Genomic DNA, 23,410 nt, shown 5'->3' with positions numbered 1-23,410 from the left:
AGGTGGCCAACAGTGAAGCGTGTCAGAGTAGCTTGTGTGACAAAAGGTTTCATAAAATAGCCCGAATGCGAACCGCACCCACGCGTAAATGACTTTTGATCCCGTCGCCACGATGTGAAATAGTGCCCGCCGTTTTCAACAATAGTGCCTGCCGTTTTCTTCGCGGCCTTCAGGGCGCGCCTGTTTTTCCTGATTCCGTTTTGTTAGAAAGGACCTTTGCCATGCGTGCTTTTCGACTTCCGCATCTGCTGGCTTGCGGCCTGCTGACCCTGATGGCGAGTGCAGCCCAGGCCGCACCTATCGACATCGATGACGGCCAACACAAAGTTCACCTGCCTGACACCCCCAAGCGCGTGGTGGTGCTGGAGTTTTCGTTTCTCGACGGACTGGCTTCGGTCGGTGTGACGCCGGTCGGTGCCGCCGACGATGGCGATGCCAACCGCGTACTGCCCAAGGTGCGCAAGGCCGTCGGCGAATGGCAGTCTGTGGGCCTGCGCTCGCAACCCAATATAGAAGTGATCGCGCGGCTCAAGCCGGACCTGATCATTGCCGACCTCGGTCGCCATCAGGCGCTGTACAACGACCTCGCCAGCCTGGCACCGACGCTGATGCTGCCGTCACGCGGCGAGGATTATCAGGGCAGTCTGAAATCTGCCGAGCTGATCGGCGTGGCGCTGGGCAAAGGCCCAGAGATGCAGGCGCGGATCGCGGAGAACCGCCAGCACCTGAAGACTGTTGCCGAGCAGATTCCGGCCAACACCAACGTGCTGTTCGGCGTCGCCCGCGAAGACAGCTTCTCGGTACATGGCCCGCACTCTTATGCGGGCAGCGTGTTGCAGGCGATCGGTCTGAAGGTCCCGGAAGTACGCAAAGACGCCGCGCCCACCGAGTTCGTCAGCCTGGAGCAGTTGCTGGCATTGGACCCGAACTGGTTGCTGGTCGGTCATTATCGTCGCCCGAGCATCGTCGACAGCTGGAGCAAGCAGCCGCTGTGGCAGGTGCTTGGCGCAGTACGTAACAAGCAGGTAGCTGAAGTGGATGGCGACAGCTGGGCGCGCAATCGCGGGATCATGGCGTCCGAGCAGATCGCCGACGATGCGCTTGCCGTACTCAAGGGCGGCAAGGCCGTGCTGAACCCGTAAATGCGTCGCTGGCTGATGGCAGGCGTGATCACCGCGACCTGCCTGGGACTGTTCTGGGTGTCGCTGTTCGCCCTGTCGTCGTTCAGCATTCGTCAGGTGGATGCCTGGAACGGACTGATCACGCAGGGCCGCGAGGGCGGTAATATCGCTTACATCGTCGCGCAACTGCGCGTGCCACGCGCCCTGTGCGCGGCACTGGTCGGTGCCTGCCTGGGCGTGGCGGGCGCGTTGATGCAGGGCATCACCCGCAACCGTCTGGCCTCCCCGTCATTGTTTGGCGTCACGGCGGGCGCAGCGTTGGGGCTGGCGCTGTTTTCCACAGGTCTGGTCGCTCTGCCCTTCCCCGGTGGCGCTCTTTTAATGACCTGCCTCGGCGGTGCACTGGCATGGATCACAGTGTTCAGTCTTGGCGGCGCATGGTCGCCTGCCACCGCTCAGGGGCGACTGGTGCTGGCGGGTGTCGCCGTCGCCGCACTGTGCGCAGCCTTGACCCGTCTCACCGTAATTCTTGTCGAAGCGCAGGCGCAAAGTGTCCTCAACTGGCTGGCAGGGTCACTGGCCAATGTCGGCGCGGCGCAATTGCAACTGCTCTGGCCGTGCACGCTGATCGGCGTGGTGCTGGCGATTGCCTGTGCGCCGCGCTTGAACCTGATCAACCTCGGTGAAAACGCTGCGCGTTCGCTGGGCGTGCGCATCGGTGCGTTACGCCTGCTGGTATTCGTGGTCAGCCTGCTGCTGGTTGGCGCCAGTGTCTGTGCAGTCGGGCCGATCGCCTTTGTCGGCCTGATCGCGCCGAACATCGCTCGCCAGTGGCTGGGCAATGACTACCGCTGGCTGATCCCGATCAGCGCCGGCCTGGGCGCGGCCATCGTGCTGGCCTCGGACCTGATCAGCCGCGCCGTGGCCTTCCCGGTGGAAACACCGGCCGGGGTAGTGACGGCATTGATCGGCGCGCCGTTCTTTCTGTTTCTGGCGAGGCGTGCGCTATGAACCACCCGCGCTCAAGGCTGTTGCTGCTGATGACTCTGCTGGCACTCGCCCTGCTGCTGAGCCTCAGCGCTGGGACCGTGTGGCTGACACCCGGCGCCGTGCTCGATCACCTGATCGCCCACGACAGCAAGGACTTCGAAGTCTGGAATCACCGCCTGCCACGCGGCCTGATCGCAATCATGACCGGCTGCGCGTTCGGCCTGGCGGGCGCCATCGTGCAAGGCGTGATTCGCAACCCGCTGGCCTCGCCGGAAATCCTCGGCGTCACCCAGGGTGCCGGGCTGGCGCTGACCATTGCGATTATCGGCCTGCCACAGTTACCGGTATCGGCGCTGCCGTTTGTGGCGTGTCTGGGCGGCGCGGCGGGTGCGCTGCTGCTGGCGTTGTATAACGCCGGCGTGCAGTTTTCCGGGGTACGTTTCGCGCTGTCCGGGGTGGCGATTGCTGTGACGCTGTCGAGCATCACCGAGTTCCTGATCCTGTCCAACCCGCTGGATATCAACACCGCCCTGCTGGCGCTGACCGGCAGTTTGTGGAGCCGCAACTGGCACCACGTCCTGCTGGCCACGCCGCTTCTGCTGCTGATCCCGCTCAGCCTGCTGCTGGCCAAACCACTGAACCTGATCGGCCTGGGTGACGAGGCGGCGCAGAGCCTGGGCACCGGCCTCACGCGTACGCGCTGGCTGTCGATGGGCAGTGCCGTGCTGTTGACCAGCCTGGGGGTGGGCATTATAGGCCCGGTGAGCTTCGTCGGCCTGGTCGCACCACACATGGCCCGTCGTCTGGTCGGCGGTCATCATCAGTACCTGCTGCCCGCCTCGATGGTGCTGGGTGCGTTATTACTGGTGCTGGCAGACACGCTGGGACGCACGCTGATCGCGCCCAGCGAAATTCCGGCCGGGATTCTCACGGCGGTGATTGGCGCTCCGTATTTCCTCTGGCTGCTGGCCCGATTCAAAGGTTGATCCCATGACTATTCTGAAGGCGCAGCAACTCGACATCGGCTACGGCGCAACGCGCATCGTGCAAGACCTGTCGTTCAGCCCGCCGCCTGCGCAGGTCACTGCGCTGATCGGCCCCAATGGCTGCGGCAAATCCACCCTGCTCAAGGCCTTCGCCCGAATTCTCACCCCGCAATCGGGCAGTCTCAGTCTGGATGGCACGGCCTACCGCCAGCTGTCGGCCAACGAGCTGGCGCGCAAGGTGGCTTTTCTGCCGCAAGTGCTGCCGATTCCGGAAGGCGTCAGCGTACGCCAGCTGGTGGCGTACGGCCGCAGTCCGCACAACAGTCTGTGGGGTCGCCTGAGTGACGCCGATCAACGCAGTGTCGATCAAGCCTTGCAGCGCATGGAGCTGGACACACTGGCCGAGCGCCCGCTGTCGGATCTGTCCGGCGGGCAACGACAGCGCGCCTGGCTGGCGATGATCCTTGCGCAGGACGCGGCCATCGTCCTGCTCGACGAGCCGACCACCTATCTGGACATCAGCCATCAGGTCGAGCTGCTGGACCTGATGCGTGAGCTGAGCGCCGAAGGCAAGACGGTGATTACCGTGCTGCATGACATCAATCAGGCCTGCCGCTACGCCGACCACCTGGCGGTCATGCAGGGTGGACGTCTGGTGACCTGCGGCGCGCCGGGTGATGTACTGACGGCCGAGCTGGTCTGCCAGGTGTTCGATGTGCAGGTGCAGATCATGCGCGAACCCGTGGCAGGCACGCCGATGTGCATCGTCGAGCGCAGCACGCGCTGCACCAGTTAGCGGCGTAACCTGCAGCGTCTGCACCTTCCCGCTGCATGGTGAAACAGGCAGGCAAGCGGCAAAGCGCGCCAGCATCGTAAGTTGTCCTGTTGGTCAGTTATTTGCATTGTCGGGGTATGCACTCCAACAAGACCGCAAGGAGCTAGACCCGATGCACCTGACCAACCCACGTCGTCCTCTGAAAAAACTGCTGTGTGCCATGGCCGCCGTTGTCGGCATCGGCTCCAGCCTGCTCGCCTCGGCAGCCGATCCGCTGAAAGTCGGATTCGTCTACATCGGCCCCATCGGCGACCACGGCTGGACCTATCAGCATGAACAGGGCCGTCAGGCGATGGTCAAGGCGCTGGGTGACAAGGTGACCAGCAGCTACGTGGAAAACGTGCCGGAGGGCGCGGACGCCGAGCGGGTTATCCGCAACATGGCCAAGGGTGGTTATGACCTGATCTTCAGTACCTCGTTCGGCTACATGAACCCCACGCTGAAAGTCGCCAAGCAGTTCCCCAAGGTGAAGTTCGAGCACGCGACCGGCTACAAGCAGGACAAGAACATGGGCACTTATCTGGCCCGCACCTATGAAGGTCGTTACGTGAGCGGTTACATCGCCGCGAAGATGACCAAGACCAAGAAGATCGGTTATGTCGCTTCGTTCCCGATTCCTGAAGTGCTGCGCGACATCGACGCCATCCAGTTGGCGCTGAACAAATACAACCCGGGCACCGAGATCAAGGTGGTGTGGGTCAACTCCTGGTTCGATCCGGGCAAGGAAGCCGATGCGGCCAATGCGTTGATCGATCAGGGCGTGGACGTGGTGTTCCAGCACACCGACAGCCCTGCGCCGATCCAGACCGCCGAGCGTCGCGGCGTGTATGCCGTCGGTTATGCCTCGGACATGGCTCACTTCGGACCGAAAGCAGTGCTGACCTCCATCGTCAACAACTGGGGCCCGCACTACATTCAGGCCGCCGAAGGCGCCATCGCAGGGACCTGGAAACCACAGGATTACTGGGGCGGCTTGAAGGAAGGAACGGTCGAATTGCCGATCAGCGACGTGGTGCCTGCTGACGTGAAGGCCGAAGCGCAGAAGATCATTGCCAGTATTGAAAGCGGCGAATTCCACCCGTTCACCGGCCCGATCAAGGACCAGAACGGCACCGTGAAAATTGCTGACGGTGTGGTCGCGACCAACGCCGAGCTGGCATCGATGAACTACTACGTCGAAGGCATCAAGGCCGAGCTGCCCAAGTAATCAGTCCGCCACTTGCCTGACCATCGTGCCTGCTGCGCCAGGCACGATCATCGACACCCGACACTTCCTTTCAGGACCGGTTAATGGACCAGCTTCCCGTCATCGACATCGCCCCGCTCTACGGCACGGACACTCAGGCCTGGCAGGATGTTGCCGGGCAAATCGACAGTGCCTGTCGGGCATGGGGCTTCTTTTACATCAAGGGCCACCCGATCAGCGCGCAACGCATCGAGCAGGTGCAATCGGCGGCAAAGGACTTCTTCGCCCGGCCGGCAGCTGAAAAGCTCCTGATCGATATCACCCAAAGCACCCATCATCGCGGCTACGGCGCCATCGCCACCGAACAACTGGACCCCAGCCTGCCGAGTGACCTCAAGGAAACCTTCGACATAGGCCTGCACCTGGATGCCCGTCATCCCGACGTGCTGGCGGGCAAACCGCTGCGTGGGCCAAACCGGCATCCGGACATTCCCGGCTGGGAAGCGCTGATGGAGCAACACTATCTGGACATGCAGGCGCTGGCGCAAACCCTGCTGCGCGCCATGACCCTGGCACTGGGCATCGAGCGCGATTTCTTCGATCAGCGCTTCAAGGACCCGGTCAGCGTGCTGCGCATGATTCATTACCCGCCGCGTGATACAGCGACCTCGGCCGAGCAACAAGGCGCAGGCGCACATACCGATTATGGCTGCATCACTCTGCTGTATCAGGACACAGCGGGCGGCTTGCAGGTGCGTGATGTGCGTGGCGAATGGATCGACGCGCCACCGCTTGACGGCACCTTCGTGGTCAATCTGGGCGATATGATGGCGCGCTGGAGCAACGATCGTTACCTGTCCACGCCGCATCGGGTCATCAGCCCGCTCGGGGTCGATCGCTACTCCATGCCGTTCTTCGCCGAACCGCACCCCGACACGCGCATCGAATGCCTGCCCGGTTGCCAGAGCGACGATCATCCTGCCCGCTATACGGTGACCACCTGCGCCGAATTTCTGCTGTCGCGCTTCGCGGATACCTACGCTTATCGCCGCGAACAGGAGGCAAGTTGAACGTTCAGTCAGGTTTTACCCTGCGCAGCGACGTGCATCTGTAGAATGTCCGAGATCTGCACCTGATGAGAAAAGAATATGTACGACTGGTTGAACGCCCTGCCCAAGGCAGAACTGCACTTGCACCTCGAAGGCTCGCTGGAACCCGAGTTGCTGTTCGCCCTGGCCGAGCGCAACAGGATTGCCCTGCCGTGGGATGACGTCGAAACCCTGCGCAAGGCGTATGCCTTCAACAACCTGCAGGAATTCCTCGATCTGTATTACCGGGGCGCAGACGTATTGCGCACCGAACAGGACTTCTACGACCTGACGTGGGCCTACCTGCTGCGCTGCAAGGCACAGAACGTTATCCACACCGAACCGTTCTTCGATCCGCAAACCCACACCGACCGTGGTATCCCGTTCGAAGTGGTACTGGCCGGGATTACCGGTGCGCTGAAAGATGGCAAGTCGAAGCTGGGCGTCGACAGCGGCCTGATCCTGAGTTTCCTGCGCCACCTGTCCCAGGAAGAAGCCGAAAAAACCCTCGATCAGGCGCTGCCGTTCCGTGATGCGTTCGTTGCCGTGGGCCTCGACAGCTCGGAGATGGGCCATCCACCGAGCAAGTTCCAGCGTGTGTTCGATCGCGCGCGCAACGAAGGCTTCCTGACTGTGGCTCACGCCGGGGAAGAAGGTCCGCCGGAATACATCTGGGAAGCACTGGACCTGCTGAAGATAGAGCGCATCGACCACGGCGTTCGCGCCATCGAAGACGAGCGGCTGATGCAACGCATCATCGACGAACAGATCCCGTTGACCGTCTGCCCGCTGTCCAACACCAAGCTTTGTGTGTTCGACGACATGGCCCAGCACAACATCCTCGACATGCTCGAGCGTGGCGTGAAGGTCACCGTCAACTCGGACGACCCGGCCTACTTCGGTGGCTACGTGACCGAGAACTTCCACGCGCTGTACACCCACCTGGGCATGACCGAAGATCAGGCCATACGCCTGGCGCAAAACAGCCTGGATGCACGACTGGTCAAGCCCTAAAGAGGGAATGAGCGAGTTACATCCATCGCTGCTCATGCTCTGCGTCGCAGAGGACGCAGAGCGTCAGGAACTGCATACCAACGCGGAGCATTGGCACGATAGTGGTAGGGCAGGCGCCTCCATCGTACCTCACGCTCCGCGCGGGAATGCCTTTCGCGACGCTCGGCGTCGCAAGAGGACGCGGCGCGTCCGGAACTGCGTGCCGACGCGGACCGGTGGTACGTTAGTGGTGGAGCGCGCCACACCTGCCGCTCCCGTCAGGCCGCCGCTGCGATCTTGCTGATTTCCCGCTGCCCACTGGATGAGACCTGCAAGGTGCTGGACTCTTCAGTGGTGCGCAGCCAGCCCATCTGAATGAAAAGCTGCAACAACCCCGCCCCCAGCGCGCCGCCCAGATGCGGATTGCTATCGTTCCATTTCGGACAGACACACACCGTTTCGCGCTTGCGTTGCGCCAGTGCGGGAATGTAGATGCCGCGTTCGGCAAATCTGGCCACGCCCTTGCTGGTGACTTCTACGCGCTTCTCCTGCTGTTCTATCCAGCCCGCCTCCAGCAGGCGCTGATAAAGCTCGGCAGCCATCTCGCCACCCAGATGATCGGAGCAGACTCTTGCGCGGCGCAGCGGCAAGGGCGGCGCAGGCTGGGCAAAGCGACGATTGATCTGTTCAGCACTGGCCAGCGAAGCACAGGCCAAGGCCTCGACCGCCGCCCCCACTTCCGGCGCAGCGAGGCGAAAGAAGCGCTTGCGGCCGCGGACCTCCTGTTTCAACAGGCCACCACTGGTCAGCCGCGCCAGATGGGCGCCGGCAGAAGAAGTCGAGAGTCCCGCCAGGATTGCCAATTCATCGGCAGGGCGAGCAGTACCATCCATCAGTGCCCAGATCATTGCGCTGCGCTTGGGGTCAGCCAGCAAGGTTGCGATCTGGCTGATGCAAGGTCCGTATTCCATGTGTTCACTCCCTGTTGAAACATTCATCTATGGTGATGACTGGGTGAAAGCAATCACGCCTCGATAGAGTTGAACGTGGCTCTTATAGGTCATGACAAGTATAAACTCTATGCCCTCCGCCCCCGTTGGATGAAAAACGCCTCTTACACACGGTGGGTACACCACGACGCAAAAAATCGCCCAAGTATGGCGTGCTCCATCAACATCAAGTTATTCCCGCGACCACACCACAACCCCTCTATTCAAAGGGTTTGCAGCGACACGTCAAAAGAGGATTAAAAAGACAAGCGTAATGGCTATGACAAAAATGCCAAATCCACTCAACAACAGTCAGTTTCAACTTTGTTCCGGCAGCGAAACTTCGCGTTATTGAACGGCCTTCGAAAATTATATTTTCCGACATTTCCGAAGGCCATTTCCTACTGGGGCGCGGCGATTAAAACACGCTGGCGGACGACAGACTTACAGCATGTTGCTTACACCGTGACCTGAGCATTTCCAGTAACAGAATGACAGGCTTGCTGAGTTGCGCCCGATGCGCGCACAACAGGTTCAATGGCGCCCGCTCCCCGATCAGGTCGGGCATCAACACTTTCAGGTGCCCGGCCCGCACATCAGCGGCCACGTCCAGCCAGGATTTGTATGCCACACCTTCGCCCGCCACCGCCCAGCGGCGCACCACGTCGGCATCGTCGCTGAACCGGTTGCCGCTGACCGTCAGACTTATTTCGCGCTTGCCGTCGTTCAGCGTCCAACGGTCATGAACGCGATCACCGAGCATGAACAGCAGGCAGTTATGCTGCGCCAGTTGCTCGACCTGATGCGGCTCGCCATGACGCTGCAGGTAACTCGGCGCCGCACACAGTACCCGGCGGTTGTCAGGCAAAACCGGCAGTGCGACCAGGCTGGAGTCTTCCGGCTCGCCGTAGCGCAGCGCCACGTCGACAGGCTGGCGGAACAGATCGGCAATACGATCACCCAGCAGCAGACGCACAGTCAGTTGCGGATGCTGCTGTTGAAATTCGTCGAGCCAAGGCAACAGCACGTTGCGCCCCAGGTCCGATGGCGCCGAGAGTTGCAGCACGCCCTCGCAACGGTCCTGGCTGCTGGCCAGCAAACGCCGCCCCTCCTCAAGGCTGCCCAGCGCAGCACGCGCGTATTCCAGAAACCCCTCGCCTTCGGCAGTCAGGCGCAGGCTGCGCGTCGAACGGGCCAGCAAGCGCGCGCCCAACTGCCGTTCGATACGCTTGAGCGCCGCGCTGGCAACCGCCGCAGACAGGTCCATGACCCTCGCTGCGGCAGAAAGGCTGCCCAGATCCGCTGCACGTACGAACAACTGCAAGTCATCAAAACGCAGCATCAAGGCCCCGTATTATCAAAATAAAATTGAAAGAGCCTGCCGTTTTAGCGGGTTTTATCTTTGCTGGAAATAGCCAATGATCTCTTCATCATTTTCTTTCGGAGAGGCCCCTGACATGAAAGCCATTGCGTACTATCAGTCCCTGCCCATCAGCGACGTGAAATCATTGCAGGATATCGAGCTGCCCGAGCCGGTGGCTGGCGATCGCGATCTGCTGGTCGAGGTCAAGGCTATCTCCGTCAACCCGGTGGACACCAAGATCCGCCAGAACGTCCAGCCTGAGGACGGTGCAGGCAAGGTGCTGGGCTGGGACGTGGCCGGAGTGGTCAAAGCCGTCGGCAGCCAGGTCACGCTGTTCAAGCCGGGCGACAAGGTGTTCTATGCCGGCTCTCTGACCCGGCCAGGAGCCAACAGCGAGTTGCACGTGGTGGATGAACGCATCGTTGGCCACATGCCCAAGACCCTGAGCTTCGCCCATGCGGCGGCGCTGCCGTTGACAGCCATCACCGCCTGGGAACTGCTGTTCGAGCGACTGCAGATCCCGCAGCAAAAAGGTGAAGGCGCACACAGCCTGCTGATCGTCGGTGCTGCCGGTGGCGTGGGTTCGATCCTCACCCAACTGGCGCGCAAACTGACCTCGCTGAAAGTCATCGGCACCGCCTCGCGGCCCGAGACCGAAAGCTGGGTCAGCGAACTGGGCGCGCACCATGTGCTGGATCACAGCAAGCCGCTGAGCGAAGAACTCAAGCGCGTCGGCCTGAACCACGTGACTCATGTGGCCAGCCTGACCCAGACCGAACAGCATCTGGATCAGCTCGTCGAGGCACTCAAGCCACAAGGCAAGCTGGCGCTGATCGACGACCCCAAGTCGCTGGATGTGTCGAAACTCAAGCGCAAGAGCCTGTCGCTGCATTGGGAGTTCATGTACACCCGGTCGATGTTTGAAACCGAGGACATGATCGAGCAGCACAACCTGCTCAACCGGGTTGCCGAGCTGATCGACGCCGGTACGTTGAAAACCACCTTTGGCGAGCACTTCGGCACCATCAATGCCGAAAACCTGCGCCGCGCTCATGCCCTGCTGGAAAGCGGCAAGGCCAAGGGCAAGGTCGTGCTGGAAGGTTTCTGAGCCACAGAGGCCTGGGCCGTGTGAAGTCGATGGTATCAGTCACGCCCGGCGCGACTGACACCACCGCTTTGGCGATCAGGCGGTCTGGAGCGATGCGTCGCGCCGTGCCTGCGCACGGCGCGTCAGCACCGAGATGCCCACAGTCAGCACGCCACACAGGCTGATGACCAGCGCCATTGGCGTGGCCGTGCCATCATGCAGCAAGCCCACCAGACTGGCGGCGACGGCGGCAACGCTGAATTGCAGGCATCCCAGCAACGCCGACGCACTGCCCGCGCGCGCCCACTGGCCATTCATGGCGCAAGCCGATGCATTGGGGATGATGCACCCAAGACTCGCCACACAAATGAACAGCGGCACCAGCAGCGGCCAAAGCGCTTCGGTGCGCAGCAAGCTGATCGCCAGCAACACCAGCCCCGCAGCCAGATAGATCCAAACCGTGCGCGACAGCAAAAACGCCGGACCGGTCTTGCGCAGAATACGCGCATTGATCTGCGCCACCAGAATGAAGCCCGCCGCATTCATCCCGAACAACCAGCCGTAGTGCTCGGCAGGCACGCCATACAGCTTGATGAACACAAACGGCGAGCCCGCGACGTAAGCGAACATCCCGGCCATTGCGATGCCACCGGTCAGCGCATGACCAATGAACACGCCGTCCTTGAACAGATTGAGGTACTGGCCCAGCGCGCCGCTCAACGGCTGGCGCGGCGTGGTGGCCGGCATGCTTTCCGGCAACCCCAGTGCGACGGCCGCCAGACAGGCACCGCTGAACAGGGCCAGGCTGACGAAGATCGATTGCCAGCCAAAGGTGCTGACCAGCACGCCGCCCAGCATGGGAGCCAGAATCGGTGCCAGGCCCATGACCAGCATCAGTTGCGAGAAGACCTTGGCCGACTCGACAGCGTTGCACTTGTCGCTGACGATAGCGCGCGACAAGACCATTCCGGCACAGCCACCCAGCGCCTGTACGAAGCGTGCAGCGATCAGCCATTCAAGACTCGGCGCAAAGGCGCAAGCGACCGAGGCCAGCATGAACAGGGTCACGCCGACCAGCAGCGGAATGCGCCGACCGAACCGGTCAGCCACCGGACCATAGGCCAGTTGTCCCAGGGAAAGCCCCAGAAAGTAGGCCGCCAGGGTCAGCTGTACGTGTTTTTCATCGGTCCCGAAATACGAGGCCATGGCCGGAAAGCCAGGAAGATAGAAGTCGATGGCCAGAGGGCCGAAGGCGCTCAATGAGCCAAGGATAAGGATCGTTCGTAGATTCATCGGGTGTCCATTAACGGATGCAGAGCAACGGGCTAGTTTACCCGGCTTACCTTGCAGAGAACGACGGACGGGGGAATTAATTCAAAATTTTTCAATGTTTACAGACCGGGAGACCGCATTGATCTCCCGGGTCTGGATCATGCCGGCTGCGCCTGATAACCCTCTTCGCTGATCAGGCTGACAATTCGTTCCGGCGACAAACTGCTTTGCACCTTGACCTGTTTACTGGCCAGTTCGACCTGAACATCGGCGCTTGGATCGTCATGCTTGATGGCCTCGGTCACCGCGCGAACACAGTGCCCGCAGGTCATGCCTTGAACGTTGAATAACTGCATGGTGTCACTCCTTCAGTGATGAACAGTGAGCATCTTCAACCTTGTCATCATGGCAAGGTCAAGTTTCTGTCATTGCTGCCGGGCTGGCATTCGGCGTAATCGTGAGCCAAGCTGAGTGATCGACACCTATACCGTCAGCCATATTTACATCAGGAGTATCAGCGATGCGCTGGTCAGCAGTCAGCCTCTTCAGCATTCTCGGTTTCCTGGCTATCACCCCTGCCACTCAGGCAGCTCAGGACTACGGCATCCTGATCATTTCCCGCGAGCGCCTGGAAGTCGCGACTTCCTGCGAGATCGGCATCTACGTTCAGGACCGCCTGGCCGGCAGGCTGTTTCAGGAAGACTCGGTGTCCTTCAACCTGCCGGCAGGTGAAGTCTCGGTGCGGCTGAGCACCCTGCGCGGCAATGTCGTGGGCTGTGAACCCGGCATGGAAGCGCCGCGCAGCACCAAGATTCAGCTGCGCTCCGGGGATATCCTCAAGTACCGCATTGCTACCGACCTCAACGGGCTGTACCTCAAGAAAGCCGACCTCAACTATTGATTCGCGCTTGACCTTGCCCATATGGCAAGGTTGATCCTTGCAGGCAGCCAGCCTCAGGGAGTGATTCACATGCAAGACACCACCACCTTCGACCTGCCGATCAGCGGCATGACCTGCGCCAGTTGTGCAGGTAGGGTCGAGCGTGCCCTGGCCAAAGTGCCGGGGGTCAACAGCGTAACGGTCAACCTGGCCAATGAACGCGCCCATGTAGACACCGCAGCGCACACCGATCCGCAAACCCTGATCGACGCCGTCAGCCGCGCCGGTTATGGCGCCACCCTGGGCCAGGATCGTCACGCCGAAGCCGATCAAAAAGCCCGTCACTTGCATAACGAGCGCTGGGCCTTGCTGCTGGCCATCGCGCTGGCGCTGCCGCTGATCCTGCCGATGCTGCTGACCCCGCTGGGCGTGCACTGGATGCTGCCCGCGTGGGTGCAGTTTGCGCTGGCGACGCCGGTGCAGTTCATCCTTGGCGCACGCTTTTACGTGGCCGCCTGGAAAGCCGTGCGCGCAGGTGCCGGCAATATGGACCTGCTGGTCGCCATCGGTACCAGCGCCGGCTACGGCCTGAGCGTCTATCAATGGCTGCACGCTGCGCCTGGCACAACGCCGCATTTGTATTTCGAAGCATCGGCGGTGGTGATCGCGCTGGTGCTGCTGGGCAAATACCTGGAAAGCCGCGCCAAGCGTCAGACCGCCAGTGCTATCCGTGCCCTTGAAGCACTGCGCCCGGAGCGCGCCCTGCGGGTGGTCGACGGCCTCGAACAGGACGTCGCTATCAGCGCGCTGCAGCTTGATGATCGGGTGCTGGTCAAACCCGGCGAACGCTTTCCGGTGGACGGCGAAGTGGTCGAAGGCCGCAGCCATGCCGACGAAGCGCTGATCACCGGTGAAAGCCTGCCGGTGGTCAAGCAACCGGGCGACAAGGTCACCGGCGGGGCTATCAATGGCGAAGGCCAATTGCTGATCAGGACCACAGCACTGGGCGCAGAAACGGTGCTGGCGCGCATCATTCGTCTGGTCGAGGACGCCCAGGCAGGCAAGGCTCCGATCCAGAAACTGGTGGATAAAGTCAGCCAAGTGTTCGTGCCGACCGTACTGGTGATTGCCTTGCTCACGCTGGTCGGCTGGCTGCTGGTCGGTGCCTCGCTTGAAGTCGCGCAGATCAATGCCGTCGCTGTACTGGTGATCGCCTGCCCTTGCTCGCTGGGCCTTGCGACGCCGACAGCGATCATGGCCGGGACCGGCGTGGCTGCGCGCTATGGCATTCTGATCAAGGACGCCGAAGCGCTGGAACGGGCTCACGAGGTCGATGCCGTGGTGTTCGACAAAACCGGCACGCTGACCTCGGGCACGCCGCGTATCACCAACATGAGCGCGGTGCTGGGCAATGAAGAACACCTTCTGCAACTGGCGGGCGCGCTGCAACGCGGCAGTGAACACCCCTTGGCCAAAGCAGTGCTGGATGTGTGTCATGAATGGCAACTCAAGCCTGATGCCGCGCAAAACAGCCGCGTCCTGAGTGGTCGGGGCATCGCTGGCAGCGTTCAGGGCCGTGAACTGGCGCTGGGCAATCGACGTTTGCTGGAGGAAAGCGGCCTGCCGATGGGCGATCTGGCCGAGTCCGCGCGCATCTGGGAAGCCGAGGGGCGCACGCTGTCCTGGCTGATCGAGCAGGCTCCAGAGCCAAAGGTGATCGGCATGTTTGCCTTTGGTGACACGCTCAAGCCCGGAACCGATCAGGCGATCAAAGCGCTGAATGCGCGGGGCATCACCAGCCATCTGCTGACTGGCGATAACCGTGGCAGTGCCCAAGTGGTTGCCAGGACATTGGGGATACACGACGTGCATGCCGAAGTGCTGCCTGCCGACAAGGCGGCCACCGTCACTCAACTGAAAAGCCATCATGTGGTCGCGATGGTCGGTGACGGCATCAACGATGCTCCGGCGCTGGCGGCGGCGGATGTCGGTATAGCGATGGGCGGCGGGACCGATGTCGCCATGCATGCAGCGGGCATCACCCTGATGCGCGGCGATCCGCGACTGGTTCCGGCCGCCCTCGACATTAGCCGAAGGACCTACGCGAAAATCCGCCAGAACCTGTTCTGGGCGTTCGTCTACAACCTGATCGGCATTCCGCTCGCGGCGCTGGGCTATCTCAATCCGGTACTGGCGGGCGCGGCCATGGCGCTGTCGAGCGTCAGCGTGGTGAGCAATGCGCTGCTGCTGAAAACCTGGAAACCCCGCGACCTGGAGGACGCACCATGAATATCGGTCAAGCGGCGAAAAACAGTGGCTTGAGCGCCAAGATGATCCGCTATTACGAATCCATCGGCCTGTTGCAGGCGGCGCATCGCAGCGACAGCGGCTATCGCGTGTACAGCGCGGACGATCTGCACACGCTGGCGTTCATCAAGCGCTCAAGAGACCTGGGGTTTTCGCTGGAAGAAGTCGGCAAACTGCTGACCCTCTGGCAGGACCGCCAACGGGCCAGCGCCGACGTCAAAGCACTGGCCCGGCAACACATTGCCGAGCTGAACAAGAAGATCGAAGAACTGGCGAGCCTGCGCGATACGCTTCAGGAACTGGTGGAACATTGCCAAGGCGACGACCGACCCGACTGCCCGATCCTCAAAGACCTGGCGTCGGGCGGGTGCTGCTAGCCACACCGCAAGGGCCCTTACTGCATCCAAGCGCTCCGAGGGAGCGAGCTTGCTCGCGAAAGGGCCCGTACAGGCTCCGAAAACAGCGCGCCTGATCAATCGCCTTCGCGAGCGAGCTCGCTCCCACAGTGGTCTTACTTACTGCATCACTCGACGGAGCGCCTGCCACACGCACTCCCTGCGGGAGCGCGCCTGCTCGCGAAAGGGCTTTACTGCATCCACGGCGGTGGTGGTTCTTCGGTGGATTTGCTTGGTGGCGCATCGTCTGCCGCGCGAGCTGCCTGGCGACGGGCTTCGTCGAGGCGGGCGGCTTCGATTTCGCGCAGTACGCCGCCCACATCGGCTTCGTCCTCCGGCTCATCGAATTCGCCGGTCAGCACCGTGGCGGGCGACAAGGTGCCTGCCTCGTAGTACGACCACATTTCCTTGGCGTACTTGGTCTTTCTGAGCTCCGGAGCGAAGCGGCCGAAGTACAGCGCCATGTTGCCGACGTCGCGCTCCAGCATGCTGAACGCATGGTTGTTGCCCGCGGCATCGACCGCTTGCGGCAAGTCGATGATGACCGGGCCGGACGGCGCCAGCAGCACGTTGAACTCGGACAGGTCACCGTGCACCAGACCGGCACACAACATCAGCACGATCTGCTCGATCAGGAATGCGTGATACTCGCGCGCCTGATCCGGCTCCAGCACGACGTCGTTCAGACGCGGCGCTGCATCGCCGTACTCGTCGGCCACCAGTTCCATGAGCAGCACGCCTTCCAGGAAGTCATACGGCTTGGGCACCCGAACACCTGCGCTGGCCAGACGAAACAGCGCAGCCACTTCGGCATTCTGCCAGGCGTCTTCGGTTTCCTTGCGCCCGAACTTCGAGCCCTTGGCCATGGCGCGGGCCTGTCGGCTGTTGCGTACCTTGCGGCCTTCCTGATACTCGGCCGCCTGACGGAAACTGCGTTTGTTAGCCTCCTTGTAAACCTTGGCACACCGCAGCTCATTGCCGCAACGCACCACATAAACAGCTGCCTCTTTACCACTCATGAGCGGGCGCAGCACCTCGTCGACCAGACCGTCTTCGATCAGGGGTTCAATGCGTTTAGGAGTTTTCATCAGCTTTTATTGTGGGTCCTTTGTTGCCAGATACGCGATTGTTGCCGTTATACGGCAATCCTCCGCCAGCGAGTAGGGGTAACCCCCTGTGGATTGAAAGGTTTTTTAAGAAAAAACCACGCAATCCCCCGGTTTAAAGCACCTTTCGTGCCGTACAGCAGGTCGAAGATATTCCGGGACAAAACATGTAAAAGCAGAAAAAACAGTGTTGGATGCACTCGTTAGTGCACAAGGCATCCCGGCCTTACTTGAACAAGTCACCGGGGGTGTGACCGAACAAACCCTTGAACGCAGCGATGAATGCTGACGTCGAGTCATAACCGCAGGCCAGCGCGGTATGCGTCACACTGGCGCCCTCTTCCAGTGCAGAAAGCGAAGACAGTAACCGTGCCCGCTGCCGCCAGCCGCGAAAGCTCAATCCGGTTTCCCGCTGGAACAGGCGCATCAGGGTTTTCTCTGAGGTCCCTAGACGGGCGGCCCAGTCGTGCAGGGTAATCAACCGACCCGGCTCCTCGATCAACTCGTTGCACAGCCCCAGCAAACGCGGATGACGCGGCAACGGCAGTGAAAAGCCGACTTCGGGCAACTGCGCCAGTTGATCCAGCAGGACCTGCACCAGCCGCGCCTCATGGCTGTCCTGCTCGGGATAATCCACGGGCAGAAGGCAGAAGCTCTTGATCAGCTCACGGGCCAGTGGCGTGACTTCCAGCACCCTGCAGCGCTGCGGTGCCCACCCCGAATCTGCCGTGCGAATGTACAGGCTGCGCATTTCGGCACGCATGGAGGTCACCACCTCATGCTCAAGCCCGGCAGGCACCCAGACGCCCCACTGCGGCGGCGCAAAGAAACTGCCCTCGGCGGTATGCACCCCCAGAACCCCACTGATGGCGTAGGAAAACTGCACCCAGTCGTGGCGATGGGGCGGCGTCCACGAACCGGCAGTGAGGCTTTCAGCACGGGCATACAGCGGGCGCGGCAGGCCGGCCAATGCCGGTATCTGCCGCTCGCCCGTAGGCTGCCGCTGATTGATCTGTCCGTTACTCGGCATCTTATGGCCTTATGTCGCAAGACGGCTATGGCGCAACAGAGTAGCCTGCACGCATCTCTGTGTACAAACGTTCTACGGACCCCGCATGCAATCACTCAAACACTTCAAACGCGTCGCTACCGACTGGTTCCTCTGGGGCATGGTTCTGGCGACGGTGCTCGCCTACTTCTTCCCACGTTTCGGCGCTACCGGCGGCAGCATGCACGCTGAATACGTCATCAAGGTCGGCGTGTTCGTGGTGTTCTTTCTGCATGGGGTAAACCTGTCCAGCGAGCAGATCAAGAAAGGCCTGACCAACTGGCGCCTGCACGTGATGATCCAGGTCTTCACCTTCGTGGTGTTCCCGCTGATCTGGTTGGCGTGCCAAAAACTGCTGGGCTCGTATGTGCCGGCGCTGCTGATGCTGGGTTTTCTCTACCTGTGCGCCCTGCCCTCGACCATTTCGTCTTCGGTGGCACTGACCGGCAGCGCAGGCGGCAATGTCCCGGCAGCGATTCTCAACGCCAGCATGTCCAGCGTCATCGGGATTTTCATCACCCCGTGGCTGGTCAGCCTGGTGGTCGGCACCGGCGCTGGCGGGATCGATCTGGGCGATACGCTGCTCGACCTGTGCGCCATGCTCCTGCTGCCACTGGTGCTTGGCCAGCTAATGCGGCCGTTGCTGGGCAAATTTTTCGCCCGTCACAAGAAGTACACCAACCTGATCGACAAGCTGGTGATTCTGCTGCTGGTGTACGCGGCGTTCTGCAACTCGATGATCTCCGGCATGTGGCAAAGCCAGGGCAACAGCGTGATCCTGACGGCGTTCGTCGGCACCGCGCTGCTGCTGGCGGTGATCCTGTTGATGACCACCCGCACGGCGCGGCTACTCAAGTTCGATCATGCCGACAAGGTCGCGGCGGTGTTCTGCGCCACCAAGAAATCCCTCGCCGCGGGTGCGCCGATGGCTGCACTGATTTTCGGCAGCAGCCCGGGGCTTGGCCTGATTCTGTTGCCGATCATGATCTACCACCCGATGCAGTTGATCGTGTGCTCGATCATCGCCGAGAGCTACGCCAGTCGCCATCGCCAAGAGCTTTCGGCCGCCGCGCTGGAAGAGGCTCGCGCCGCGTGAATGCGGCTTACATCAGCGCGTCATCATCCAGTGTGACGCGCGCATAGAAGACGATCGCCACGGTAGGGATCAGTGCGGAATAACCCGGCCGCAGCGCAGTGCCGAAGTGCGTCAGCAGGCGTTGCACCGGGGCCTGGCGAATTGCACCCAGCAAGCCCTTGACCGCGCCCGGCGCCTCGTCGGGCTGCGCGGTCTTGAAAAACGCTGCCACGGTCAGGCGCTCGGCCAGTGCATCGACATGCGCGGCATAGATATCCCAGCTCATCGCGCGGACACTGGCGCGCGGCATCTGCACCAGCGGGTGCGCGCTGTTGAACGCATGGCGAAAGAACGTCCTGAGCAGCAGCTCTTCCACTTCAACCACCGTCGCACATTGGTGCAGCGCGTCGCCCAGACCGTATTGCCGCGCCAGCATGCCCAACACTCGCGTATAGGGCACGCCGCGACGCCGGGCGGCATTGATCAGAAAATGCCCGGCGACCAGCTGGAATTCACGCACGAATGCGTACGTACGGTCCGCTTCAGTGGCCTTGAGGCGCGTCCAGCGACTGCTGCGCAAGTGCTTGATGGCCGCCTCCAGCACGTAGTCCGGCGAACGGGCCAGAACGCTGTGCAACCAGACGTCCTGCAAAACCGGGTCGCGGGTCATTGTCGGTAGCACCGCAACGCCGGTTTCCAGCCCTTCACAGCCACTGAAGCGGGTCGCAATCAGCACTTCCTGCAAGCGCTGCCAGTAATGGTGATGGCGATAACCCTGCATGCGCACGTTCTCGAAGTGCTCGACCGGCGTGCGTCCCAGGCTCTTCTCGCCCAGGTTCAGCAAGAGCACATGATCTTCCGTGGAATACGCATTGATCAGCCGTCCGCTGATTCTCTGCTTGAGCAGCTCGGCCTCGGCGGCATCGATACGCACGGCAGCGGCCATCAGCAATACATCGCCCACCACCAGCCCGTGCTCGGGTGTCTGCTGCAGGTCCTTGAGCGCGCTGACCAGCAGCCGGCCGCCCAGTGAATGACCGATCAGATTGACCCGCCTGACGTCGGGATGATGCTCGAACAGGTAGCGATCCAGCTGTGCAAACAGCACCTTGCCCATGTCGCGGGCACGGTTGCGGATGCGCGCGAAGTGAACGACCCGGTCCCCCGCCAACGCCGCCGCGCCCGCGAGCGGGTGCACACGGGCAGCAGCCATGAGCAGGCCACGGGAACGGTTGTCCATCTGGGTGAAATGGCTGGATGGCCAGAACGCCAGAATGTTCACGCTCTGGCGCAATGCACCGGGGATGCTGTTGGCCAACAGGCGTCGGTCATCCAGATCATGCCCTGACGAATAGCCGTGAATGAAGACGTTGGCGACCTCGCCCGATGTCTTGGGCAGGGTCAGAAATTTGAAGTGATTTTCCACGTTGTCCTGTCACACATGGGCGGTTTGCACGCTCAATTTCTGGCGATGAAGCGCTTGGCGATCAGTACGATCAGTCGCAGGCAGAACATGATACCGGTCACCGCGATGACCCATTTGGCCACCAGCAGGAAGTAAGCCTCCGTTTCATCGGAGACCAGCCCCACCAGCAAGCCCATCCCGCCGATCAGCAAACCGATCAGCATCAGCCCGATATAGGGCCTCAGCCAGCGAGTCCGCGCGCCTTTGTCGAACAGATAGAGCACGGTGCCGATCAGAATCAGAAGTACCGATACCCCAATGATGAACCCCATGCCTTACCTCAACGTTACAGGCCAACAATGCTGATTGATCATCCCGCGCACGGATGCGACGCGGAGCGTCACGACATGCATTCCCACGCTGGAGCGTGAGGAACGATAGGTGCCCGGAAGAACACTTATCGTGCCAGTGCTCTGCGTAGTTCAGTTGTGGATTATGCCCATGACCCCAGCCATTTGCCTAACGCTCCAGAATTGCCGTCACGCCCTGGCCGCCTGCGGCACAGATCGAGATCAGTCCACGTCCGCTGCCTGCCGCATCCAGCAGCTTGGCCAGGTTGGCGACGATGCGGCCTCCGGTTGCGGCGAACGGGTGGCCGGCAGCCAGTGAGCTGCCCTTGACGTTCAGTTTGCTGCGATCAATAGACCCCAACGGCGCATCCAGCCCCAGACGGGTCTTGCAGTAATCGGCGTCTTCCCAGGCCTTGAGGGTGCACAGCACCTGCGCGGCGAAGGCTTCGTGAATTTCGTAGTAATCGAAGTCCTGAAGGGTCAGGCCATTGCGGGCCAGCAGACGCGGAACGGCGTAGACCGGTGCCATCAGCAGCCCTTCTGCTCCGTTGACGAAGTCCACCGCCGCAGCTTCGCCATCGCGCCAATAGGCCAGCACCGGCAGGTCCCGCTCGCGAGCCCATTCCTCGCTGGCCAGCAACACCACCGATGCGCCATCGGTCAGCGGTGTCGAATTGCCCGCCGACAAGGTGCCCTTGGCGCTGCGCTCGAACGCGGGCTTGAGGCTGGCCAGTTTTTCAAGCGTCAGGTCCGGACGCAGGTTGTTGTCACGGATCAGCCCCAGATACGGCGTCATCAGATCATCCTGCCAGCCCTCGGCGTAGGCTGCCGCCATTTTCAGATGGCTCTCGAGCGCCAGTTGATCCTGCGGCCCGCGCTCTATGCCCCAGGTCTGCGCCATCAGCTCGCAATGTTGACCCATCGACAAGCGTGTACGTGGCTCGCCGTTACGCGGCAGCTCCGGTTTGAGGTGGTGTGGACGCAGCTGCATCAGGGCCTTGAGCTTGTCACCGGGCGTCTTGCTGCGGTTTACCTGCAGCAGGATTTTGCGCAGCCCCTCGTTGACGCCGATCGGTGCATCGGACGTGGTGTCAACGCCGCCGGCAATGCCGCACTCGATCTGCCCCAGAGCGATCTTGTTGGCCACCAGCAACGCCGCTTCCAGCCCCGTACCGCAGGCTTGCTGAATGTCGTAGGCCGGGGTCTGTGCCGAGAGCCGCGAGCCGAGCACGCATTCGCGGGTCAGGTTGAAGTCTCTGGAGTGCTTGAGCACCGCGCCCGTCACAACCTCGCCCATGCGCAGCCCGTGCAGATTGAAGCGCTCGATCAGCCCTTCCAGAGCAGCCGTGAGCATGTCCTGATTGCTGGCCGTGGCGTAAGGGCCATTGGAGCGCGCGAACGGAATGCGGTTACCGCCGACGATGGCGACCCGACGAGGATGCGTCATGGAAAACTCCCTTTCTTCAAGCGAATGAATGAGCCGTGCCGATCGCAAGAACAAACGTCATGCCACCGTGGTCCATTCCTTTGAACCCCGACTTCAGGAGAGTGTTCCATGCCGTCAGATCGCTACATTGATTTCGCCAACTCCGACATGGGTCGGCGCCTGGTGAAGGCCGCCGGTCTGCCCGCCCCCACTCACCTGGAGCGCTGGCAGGCCGGACGTCTGCGGCCCGTCGAAGGGACGCTGCTGATCAGCGCCGGGCCGCTGGGGGATCAGGTCCGCCAGTTCGCCAGCCGCCTGACCGACTCGCTGTACAGTTTCGGCAGTGAGATGCCCGGTGCCACGACGTGGGTGTCCAACCAGGGGCCGCGCCTGAAAGCAGTCGTGTTCGACGCCAGCCAGATCGTGCGCACCGAGCAGCTCAGGCAGTTGCGGGACTTCTTTCAGCCGCTGCTGCGCAATCTCGATCACTGCGCACATGTGGTCATTCTCGGTAAATCCCCCGAGACACTCGCTGATCCGCTGGCCGCCAGCACTCAACAGGCCATCGAAGGTTTCAGCCGCTCACTGGCCAAGGAAGTGCGCAACGGCGCCACGGTCAAACTGCTGCAAGTGGATGACGACGCGCAGGATCAACTGGAGGGCGCCCTGCGCTTTTTCCTCACGCCCAAGGCTGCGTTCATCTCCGGCCAGTTCGTCCACCTGAGTGCCTGCACGAGCAAGGTGCAGGACTGGACCCGCCCGCTGGCCGGGCGCAAGGCAGTGGTAACGGGCGCTGCACGCGGCATTGGCGCGTCTATAGCCGAAACCCTGACACGTGATGGTGCGCAGGTCATTCTGCTGGATGTACCGCAGACCAAAAACGAGCTGGAGGCACTGGCCTCGCGGCTTGGCGGTCAGGCTCTGGCGCTGGATATCTGCTCGGCGGATGCTCCGGCACAGTTGCTCGAACACCTGCCCGATGGCGTCGACATACTGGTGCACAACGCCGGCATCACGCGCGACAAGACGCTGGTCAACATGCCGGAAGATTTCTGGGACTCGGTACTGGCGGTCAACCTCAATGCGCCGCAGGTGCTGACTCAGGTGCTGCTCGACGCGGGAGCCTTGAAAGACAACGCCCGCATCGTGCTCATGGCCTCGATCAGCGGTATCGCCGGTAATCGCGGGCAAACCAACTACACCACCAGCAAGGCCGGTCTGATCGGTTTTGCACGGGCCATGGCCCCCGGACTCAAGTCACGCGGCATCAGCATCAACGCCGTCGCGCCTGGCTTCATCGAAACGAAAATGACCGCGCACATGCCGTTCACCCTGCGTGAAGCCGGGCGGCGCATGAGTTCGCTGGGTCAGGGCGGCTCGCCACAGGACGTTGCCGAAGCAGTGGCGTGGTTCAGCCAGCCGGGCAGCGGCGCGGTGAGCGGTCAGGTTCTACGTGTATGTGGTCAAAACGTGATCGGGGCTTAAGCACCCGCATCGAATTCAAGGAG

Annotated in this window: 22 protein-coding genes; 13 read left to right on the top strand and 9 right to left on the bottom strand. The window is 61.7% G+C overall.

The window, feature by feature from the left end:
• The first annotated feature begins 221 nt into the window (after positions 1–221).
• From AO388_RS07685 to AO388_RS07655, 7 genes are all read left to right on the top strand, one after another.
• A complete protein-coding gene (locus AO388_RS07685; RefSeq protein WP_003431850.1) occupies positions 222–1,142 on the top strand; it encodes a Fe(3+) dicitrate ABC transporter substrate-binding protein FecB in 921 nt (306 codons plus the stop codon).
• Entirely contained in the window at positions 1,143–2,132 is a 990-nt protein-coding gene (gene fecC, locus AO388_RS07680) for an iron-dicitrate ABC transporter permease FecC (RefSeq protein ID WP_058416262.1), read from the top strand.
• Complete coding sequence (locus tag AO388_RS07675; protein ID WP_058416261.1) at positions 2,129–3,097, top strand: iron chelate uptake ABC transporter family permease subunit; 969 nt, start codon at positions 2,129–2,131, stop codon at positions 3,095–3,097. The genes fecC and AO388_RS07675 overlap by 4 nt, the downstream gene beginning before the upstream one ends.
• A gap of 4 nt (positions 3,098–3,101) precedes the next feature.
• Positions 3,102–3,893, top strand: a complete 792-nt coding sequence (fecE, locus tag AO388_RS07670; protein ID WP_003366479.1) for a Fe(3+) dicitrate ABC transporter ATP-binding protein FecE — start codon at positions 3,102–3,104, stop codon at positions 3,891–3,893.
• 151 nt (positions 3,894–4,044) lie between these two features.
• Positions 4,045–5,139, top strand: coding sequence for a BMP family ABC transporter substrate-binding protein (locus AO388_RS07665; RefSeq protein ID WP_003366477.1), 1,095 nt, complete (start codon positions 4,045–4,047; stop codon positions 5,137–5,139).
• Positions 5,140–5,222: 83 nt separating this feature from the next.
• Positions 5,223–6,188 (top strand): 2-oxoglutarate and iron-dependent oxygenase domain-containing protein, encoded by a 966-nt coding sequence (locus tag AO388_RS07660; protein ID WP_058416260.1) that lies wholly within the window; start codon positions 5,223–5,225, stop codon positions 6,186–6,188.
• 78 nt (positions 6,189–6,266) lie between these two features.
• Positions 6,267–7,220: an adenosine deaminase gene (locus tag AO388_RS07655; protein WP_058416259.1), complete on the top strand. Its 954-nt coding sequence runs from the start codon at positions 6,267–6,269 to the stop codon at positions 7,218–7,220.
• Between the two features lie 257 nt (positions 7,221–7,477).
• Here AO388_RS07655 and AO388_RS07650 read toward each other — a convergent pair whose 3' ends face one another.
• The gene (locus tag AO388_RS07650) at positions 7,478–8,170 is read right to left on the bottom strand and encodes an ArsR/SmtB family transcription factor (RefSeq protein WP_003350954.1); all 693 of its coding nucleotides are present in this window, start codon (positions 8,168–8,170) and stop codon (positions 7,478–7,480) included.
• A gap of 436 nt (positions 8,171–8,606) precedes the next feature.
• Complete coding sequence (locus tag AO388_RS07645; protein WP_044309507.1) at positions 8,607–9,530, bottom strand: LysR family transcriptional regulator; 924 nt, start codon at positions 9,528–9,530, stop codon at positions 8,607–8,609.
• A gap of 115 nt (positions 9,531–9,645) precedes the next feature.
• Between AO388_RS07645 and AO388_RS07640 the strand changes: the two genes are divergently transcribed.
• A complete protein-coding gene (locus AO388_RS07640) occupies positions 9,646–10,659 on the top strand; it encodes a zinc-binding alcohol dehydrogenase family protein (protein WP_003431856.1) in 1,014 nt (337 codons plus the stop codon).
• 75 nt (positions 10,660–10,734) lie between these two features.
• Here AO388_RS07640 and AO388_RS07635 read toward each other — a convergent pair whose 3' ends face one another.
• Positions 10,735–11,931, bottom strand: a complete 1,197-nt coding sequence (locus tag AO388_RS07635) for a multidrug effflux MFS transporter (protein ID WP_032609231.1) — start codon at positions 11,929–11,931, stop codon at positions 10,735–10,737.
• A 137-nt stretch (positions 11,932–12,068) separates the two neighbouring features.
• Complete coding sequence (locus AO388_RS07630; protein ID WP_003366461.1) at positions 12,069–12,266, bottom strand: heavy-metal-associated domain-containing protein; 198 nt, start codon at positions 12,264–12,266, stop codon at positions 12,069–12,071.
• A 164-nt stretch (positions 12,267–12,430) separates the two neighbouring features.
• Between AO388_RS07630 and AO388_RS07625 the strand changes: the two genes are divergently transcribed.
• From AO388_RS07625 to cueR, 3 genes are all read left to right on the top strand, one after another.
• A complete protein-coding gene (locus tag AO388_RS07625) occupies positions 12,431–12,811 on the top strand; it encodes a hypothetical protein (RefSeq protein WP_003366459.1) in 381 nt (126 codons plus the stop codon).
• A 69-nt stretch (positions 12,812–12,880) separates the two neighbouring features.
• On the top strand, positions 12,881–15,079 hold the full coding sequence (locus tag AO388_RS07620) for a heavy metal translocating P-type ATPase (protein ID WP_058416258.1): 2,199 nt from the start codon (positions 12,881–12,883) through the stop codon (positions 15,077–15,079).
• The gene (gene cueR / locus AO388_RS07615) at positions 15,076–15,474 is read left to right on the top strand and encodes a Cu(I)-responsive transcriptional regulator (RefSeq protein WP_003366456.1); all 399 of its coding nucleotides are present in this window, start codon (positions 15,076–15,078) and stop codon (positions 15,472–15,474) included. Before AO388_RS07620 ends, cueR begins: the two co-directional genes overlap by 4 nt.
• Before the next feature lie 209 nt (positions 15,475–15,683).
• On the opposite strand, the gene AO388_RS07610 is transcribed toward cueR, so the two are convergent.
• Positions 15,684–16,580, bottom strand: a complete 897-nt coding sequence (locus AO388_RS07610; protein WP_003366454.1) for a PA4780 family RIO1-like protein kinase — start codon at positions 16,578–16,580, stop codon at positions 15,684–15,686.
• A gap of 244 nt (positions 16,581–16,824) precedes the next feature.
• Positions 16,825–17,628, bottom strand: a complete 804-nt coding sequence (locus tag AO388_RS07605; RefSeq protein ID WP_003366452.1) for an AraC family transcriptional regulator — start codon at positions 17,626–17,628, stop codon at positions 16,825–16,827.
• An 85-nt stretch (positions 17,629–17,713) separates the two neighbouring features.
• Here AO388_RS07605 and AO388_RS07600 point away from each other — a divergent pair, with 85 nt between their 5' ends.
• Positions 17,714–18,742: a bile acid:sodium symporter family protein gene (locus AO388_RS07600; RefSeq protein ID WP_058416257.1), complete on the top strand. Its 1,029-nt coding sequence runs from the start codon at positions 17,714–17,716 to the stop codon at positions 18,740–18,742.
• 7 nt (positions 18,743–18,749) lie between these two features.
• On the opposite strand, the gene AO388_RS07595 is transcribed toward AO388_RS07600, so the two are convergent.
• The 3 genes from AO388_RS07595 to AO388_RS07585 form a co-directional block, all read right to left on the bottom strand.
• A complete protein-coding gene (locus AO388_RS07595; protein WP_044310529.1) occupies positions 18,750–20,147 on the bottom strand; it encodes a DUF726 domain-containing protein in 1,398 nt (465 codons plus the stop codon).
• Positions 20,148–20,179: 32 nt separating this feature from the next.
• Entirely contained in the window at positions 20,180–20,458 is a 279-nt protein-coding gene (locus tag AO388_RS07590) for a hypothetical protein (protein ID WP_003366444.1), read from the bottom strand.
• A gap of 187 nt (positions 20,459–20,645) precedes the next feature.
• Positions 20,646–21,923 carry an acetyl-CoA C-acetyltransferase gene (locus AO388_RS07585; RefSeq protein ID WP_044310530.1) on the bottom strand — a complete coding sequence of 426 codons (1,278 nt, stop codon included), beginning with the start codon at positions 21,921–21,923 and terminating at the stop codon, positions 20,646–20,648.
• Positions 21,924–22,031: 108 nt separating this feature from the next.
• On the opposite strand from AO388_RS07585, the gene AO388_RS07580 reads away from it, so the two are divergent.
• Positions 22,032–23,387: a 3-oxoacyl-ACP reductase gene (locus tag AO388_RS07580; RefSeq protein ID WP_058416256.1), complete on the top strand. Its 1,356-nt coding sequence runs from the start codon at positions 22,032–22,034 to the stop codon at positions 23,385–23,387.
• Positions 23,388–23,410 lie beyond the last annotated feature (23 nt).

Origin of the sequence: Pseudomonas sp. ICMP 10191 (assembly GCF_001467335.1) — a bacterium.
GTDB classification, from domain to species: domain Bacteria; phylum Pseudomonadota; class Gammaproteobacteria; order Pseudomonadales; family Pseudomonadaceae; genus Aquipseudomonas; species Aquipseudomonas cerasi.
The sequence above is the reverse complement of the archived record's forward strand: the minus strand, read 5'-3'. Positions and strand labels throughout refer to the sequence as shown.